This is a genomic window from Devosia sp. (assembly GCF_034675085.1).
Classification (GTDB): Bacteria; Pseudomonadota; Alphaproteobacteria; order Rhizobiales; family Devosiaceae; genus Devosia.
Window position 1 is genome coordinate 1 of sequence record NZ_JAUCDN010000312.1, and the last position, 3804, is coordinate 3804.

Annotated in this window: 5 protein-coding genes; 4 read left to right on the plus strand and 1 reads right to left on the minus strand. The window is 65.5% G+C overall.

The annotated features are described in order from the left end of the window. The first annotated feature begins 115 nt into the window (after positions 1–115). Positions 116–838 (plus strand): cobalt-precorrin-6A reductase, encoded by a 723-nt coding sequence (locus VDP82_RS15370; protein ID WP_323015706.1) that lies wholly within the window; start codon positions 116–118, stop codon positions 836–838. Here the strand turns inward: VDP82_RS15370 and VDP82_RS15375 are convergent. Then, a complete protein-coding gene (locus tag VDP82_RS15375) occupies positions 778–1248 on the minus strand; it encodes a cobalamin biosynthesis protein (RefSeq protein WP_323015707.1) in 471 nt (156 codons plus the stop codon). The two genes, VDP82_RS15370 and VDP82_RS15375, sit on opposite strands and share 61 nt — an antisense overlap. Before the next feature lie 277 nt (positions 1249–1525). On the opposite strand from VDP82_RS15375, the gene VDP82_RS15380 reads away from it, so the two are divergent. The 3 genes from VDP82_RS15380 to VDP82_RS15390 all read left to right on the plus strand — a co-directional run bounded on the left by VDP82_RS15380 (position 1526) and on the right by VDP82_RS15390 (position 3328). Next, positions 1526–2425 carry a cation diffusion facilitator family transporter gene (locus VDP82_RS15380; protein ID WP_323015708.1) on the plus strand — a complete coding sequence of 300 codons (900 nt, stop codon included), beginning with the start codon at positions 1526–1528 and terminating at the stop codon, positions 2423–2425. 89 nt (positions 2426–2514) lie between these two features. Then, complete coding sequence (locus VDP82_RS15385; protein WP_323015709.1) at positions 2515–2808, plus strand: DUF4282 domain-containing protein; 294 nt, start codon at positions 2515–2517, stop codon at positions 2806–2808. Positions 2809–2857: 49 nt separating this feature from the next. After that, complete coding sequence (locus VDP82_RS15390; protein WP_323015710.1) at positions 2858–3328, plus strand: hypothetical protein; 471 nt, start codon at positions 2858–2860, stop codon at positions 3326–3328. Positions 3329–3804 lie beyond the last annotated feature (476 nt).

Sequence of the window (3804 nt, forward strand, 5' to 3'; positions counted from 1 at the left end):
AGGCGTCGGTTCGGTGGGCGGGGCGCGAAGCGTGGTCGGACATCGGGCTGGCGTCTTGCCCTTGATCGGGCGAAGGGACATGCGCACATTGAAGAAAAGCAGAAAGCATGGTGCGATGAAAATCCTGATCCTGGGCGGCACCGCAGAAGCGCGGACGCTGGCCGAAAGGCTGGTGGCGATGGGCCATGAGGTCATCACCTCGCTGGCCGGACGCACGCAGGCCCCGGCCCTTCCGGCCGGAACCCTGCGCATGGGCGGCTTTGGCGGCATTGCCGGGCTGGCCAGCTATCTGCGCGCCGCCGGCATCGAGCGCATGGTGGACGCCACCCACCCCTATGCCGGGCAGATCTCGCGCCATGCCGTAGCGGCGGCCCGGGAAAGCGGGGTGAAGCTGGTGCGCTATATGCGCCCCGAATGGGAGCAGCCATTGGGCGCCAACTGGATAATGGTGGAATCGCTGGCCGAGGCGGCGCGCAGCCTGCCCGGCGGCGCGCGCGCGCTGCTGACCACCGGGCAGGGCGGGATCGAGCATTTCGCCGAGCGCGACGACTGCCATTTCATCCTGCGCGTCATCGAGGCGCCGCCCCTGGCCCTGCCGGCGCATATGGACCTGTTGCAGGCCCGCCCACCCTATGGGCTGGAAGAGGAAATGGCGCTGATGCAGGGCGCGAACATCACTCATCTGGTGACCAAGAATTCGGGCGGGGAACAGACTTCGGCCAAGCTGGAAGCCGCGCGCCGGCTGGGCATAAAGGTCATCATGATCGCGCGGCCCGCCTATGGCCCGGCGCTGGAAGCAGACAGCATCGAGGGCGCCATCGCCGCCATACTGGACTGAGCCCGCCCCGAGGCCAGCGCGATGGCGCAGGTGGCCTGCGCCGAGCGCCTTTTGTGCAAGACGAGCTTTCCGCAAGCAGCGGCTGCGGCCTCGGCCACCGAAGGCACGCCGACCGCCGCCGCGACGCGCGGCGAAGGCGTGGGCATATCGGGCGCCAGGCGCGAGGGGGGCAGCAGAAGCAGCGGCACGCCGAAATGGCGGGCGGCGGCGGCAAGGCCGGGATGGCCGGCCTTGCGGGCATGACTGGCCAGGGCGACGAGGCCGCTGGCCGAAAAGCCCAGTTCCGCAAGACAGGCTTGCATCAAGGCGACGATCTCATCGGCCCCGGCGCGCCCGGTGCAGCCAATGCCGGCAACCAGGGGCGGAGCGGTAAAACTGCCGGGAGCGGACCCGGGAGGAGCCATCGTCATCATCGCCTCTCAAGCAAAGAGGCAGGTTCGCCTAGACCGTTGCAGCTCCGGGGTTGGTCCCCGAATTGGGTCGACCGCACCGGATTCTGTTTCAGTTCCATCACGGGAACTCTGCGCATGGCCCCGTTGTAGGCGGGGGGAAGGGCGTGGTCAATCAAGGGCTTGGCGCGGCAGCGCCGCAGATCGGAATGCTTCTGAAAATGATTTGCAAATTCAAGGACTTGCGGGAGATCGAACGAGGGAGTAAGGCCTGAATCCGCTGTATGAAGGGCACTCCATGATCGTCTCGAACCGGAAAACGCTGGCCATAGCGGCCACCAGCCTTTTGATCGGGCTGATCGTGCTCGGGCTCAAATTCCTGGCCTTTTCGGTGACCGGCTCGATCGCGCTCTATTCGGACGCACTGGAATCGGTGGTCAATGTGGTGACGGCGCTTGTCGCGCTCGGCGCGGTACGGCTGGCGCAGCGCCCGGCCGACGCCGCCCTGCCCTATGGCTATCACAAGGCGGAATATTTCTCGGCGGTGCTGGTGGGGGTGATGATCGTCATCGCCGCCATCCTCATCCTGCGCGAAGCGGCGATGAGCTTCATGGCCCCCACCCTGCCGACCGCGCCGGCGCAGGGGCTGGCGATCAGCCTCGCCGCGACGGCAATCAATGCGGTATGGGCGTTGGTATTGCGCCGGCACGGGCGGGCGGTGCGCTCGCCGGCGCTGGAAGCGGACGGCAAGCACCTGATGACCGACGTGGTCTCCACCATCGGCGTGCTGGCGGGGCTGGGGCTGGTCTATCTCACCGGCTGGGCAATTCTCGACCCGATCCTGGCGACGCTGGTGGCGCTCAATATCCTGTGGTCGGGCTGGGGCGTCATCCGGGAAAGCGTGGGCGGGCTGATGGACGTGGCGGTGCCCGCCGAACAGCAGAAGACCATTCGCGACATCATCGCCACCAGTGCCGAAGGGGCCATCGAGGCCCATGACATCCGCACAAGGCAGGCGGGCAAGCTGATCTTCATCGACTTTCATCTGGTGGTGGCCGGAACGATGAGCGTGGACGACGCCCACGCCATCTGCGACCGCATCGAGGCCCAGCTGCGCCGGGCGGTGGACGATGTGCAGATCACCATCCATGTCGAGCCGGAGAACAAGGCTAAGCATGCCGGCATCGTGGTCGTATAGGCGAACACGCTTCTGTTCGCGGCAGAATAGCTTGCCAGACTCAAAATAAAATTCAAACCTGCTCTTTGGGGAACAAGAGGAGGGATGTAATGCTCAAGGCATTTCTGAGTTTCGACAGCTTCATACTGCCCAAGCTGACCCGTTTCATCTACTGGATTGGACTGGTGGTGATCGGGCTGGGGGCGCTGGCCGGCGCCTTTGGCGCACTGGCCATGGGCAACAACCCCTATGCCCCGGCGGGCGGCGGTTTCATCGGCTTTCTGCTGGCGCTGGTCGGCGGGGTGATCGGCATCGTCATCTGGCGCATCGCGGTGGAGCTGTGGATGGTGCTGTTTTCCATCTATGACGTGCTCAAGGAAATCCGTGACCAGCGCCGGCAATAAGCGCGAGAAAACGATTGATCGGAGCCGAGCGCGTGGGCAGACTCTCACAATGCGCTTCGCTCTTGTTCTGCTGCTGAGCCTTTTCGCCCTGCCCGCGCTGGCGCAGGGCTGGGGCCATTACGACAATGCCCGCTTCGGCTACGGCCTGGACATTCCGCCCGGTTTCGTCGGGCAGGGTGAAAGCGGCAATGGCGACGGGCAGGCCTTCACGTTTGCGGGCAAGCCCATCGCGCTGCTCGCCTGGGGCGGCCTGTTGGCGATGACGGATTTCGAGGGCGAGGTGGCGGCGCGCCTGCGGGACGACGCCCAGGCCGGCTGGAGCCTCACCTATCAGGCGGTGACGCCGCGCTGGGCAAGCTGGTCGGGCCTGCAAGGATCGCGCATCCTCTACCGGCGCCTGGTGGCGCTGTGCGACGGGGCAAGCTATGGCGCGTTTTCTGCCGAATATTCCATCGCCGACCGGGTGATGATGGACGCGGCGGTGGAGCGCATGGCGGGGAGCCTGAGGGGGGCGTGTTAGGGGGTACATTCTCCCCAGCCGCCTCGGTCTCCCTTTTTCCCTTGTGGGCCTGTTGCGCAATTGTAGCGAAGCGAGAAACGCTTCGCAGTGGCTTTCCAACCTCGATGTCGCCCCGGCCTTGAGCCTAGGCCTATCCTGAGATTTGAGGATGGATCCCGGCGCGGAGGCCCGGATGACACCGTGTTTGTTGCTGCATCAGACGCTATGCAACAGGCCCCTCGCGGGAGAAAATGGCGCGAAGCGCCGGATGAGGGGCTGCGGTTTATGCATGGGCCTTGCGTATGCGGACCCCCTCACCCTGACCTTCCGCTGAACGCGTCAGGTCTGTCCCTCTCCCACAAGGGGAGAGGGACAGTACGCTGGGTGGGGGACGGTCGCGCCATTCGAGCATAGCTCTCATGGCCTTCTCCCCTCAAATCGCCCCACCGGGGCGATTTGCCCTAACGGGACGGCTCGAAGCCCCTCATCCGCCCTTC

Excerpts from the sequence above, each read along its gene's own strand:
- VDP82_RS15370 (WP_323015706.1), top strand. The coding sequence starts at position 116 with ATGAAAATCCTGATCCTGGGCGGCACCGCAGAAGCGCGGACGCTGGCC.
- VDP82_RS15375 (WP_323015707.1), bottom strand. The coding sequence starts at position 1,248 with ATGACGATGGCTCCTCCCGGGTCCGCTCCCGGCAGTTTTACCGCTCCG.
- VDP82_RS15380 (WP_323015708.1), top strand. The coding sequence starts at position 1,526 with ATGATCGTCTCGAACCGGAAAACGCTGGCCATAGCGGCCACCAGCCTT.
- VDP82_RS15385 (WP_323015709.1), top strand. The coding sequence starts at position 2,515 with ATGCTCAAGGCATTTCTGAGTTTCGACAGCTTCATACTGCCCAAGCTG.
- VDP82_RS15390 (WP_323015710.1), top strand. The coding sequence starts at position 2,858 with ATGCGCTTCGCTCTTGTTCTGCTGCTGAGCCTTTTCGCCCTGCCCGCG.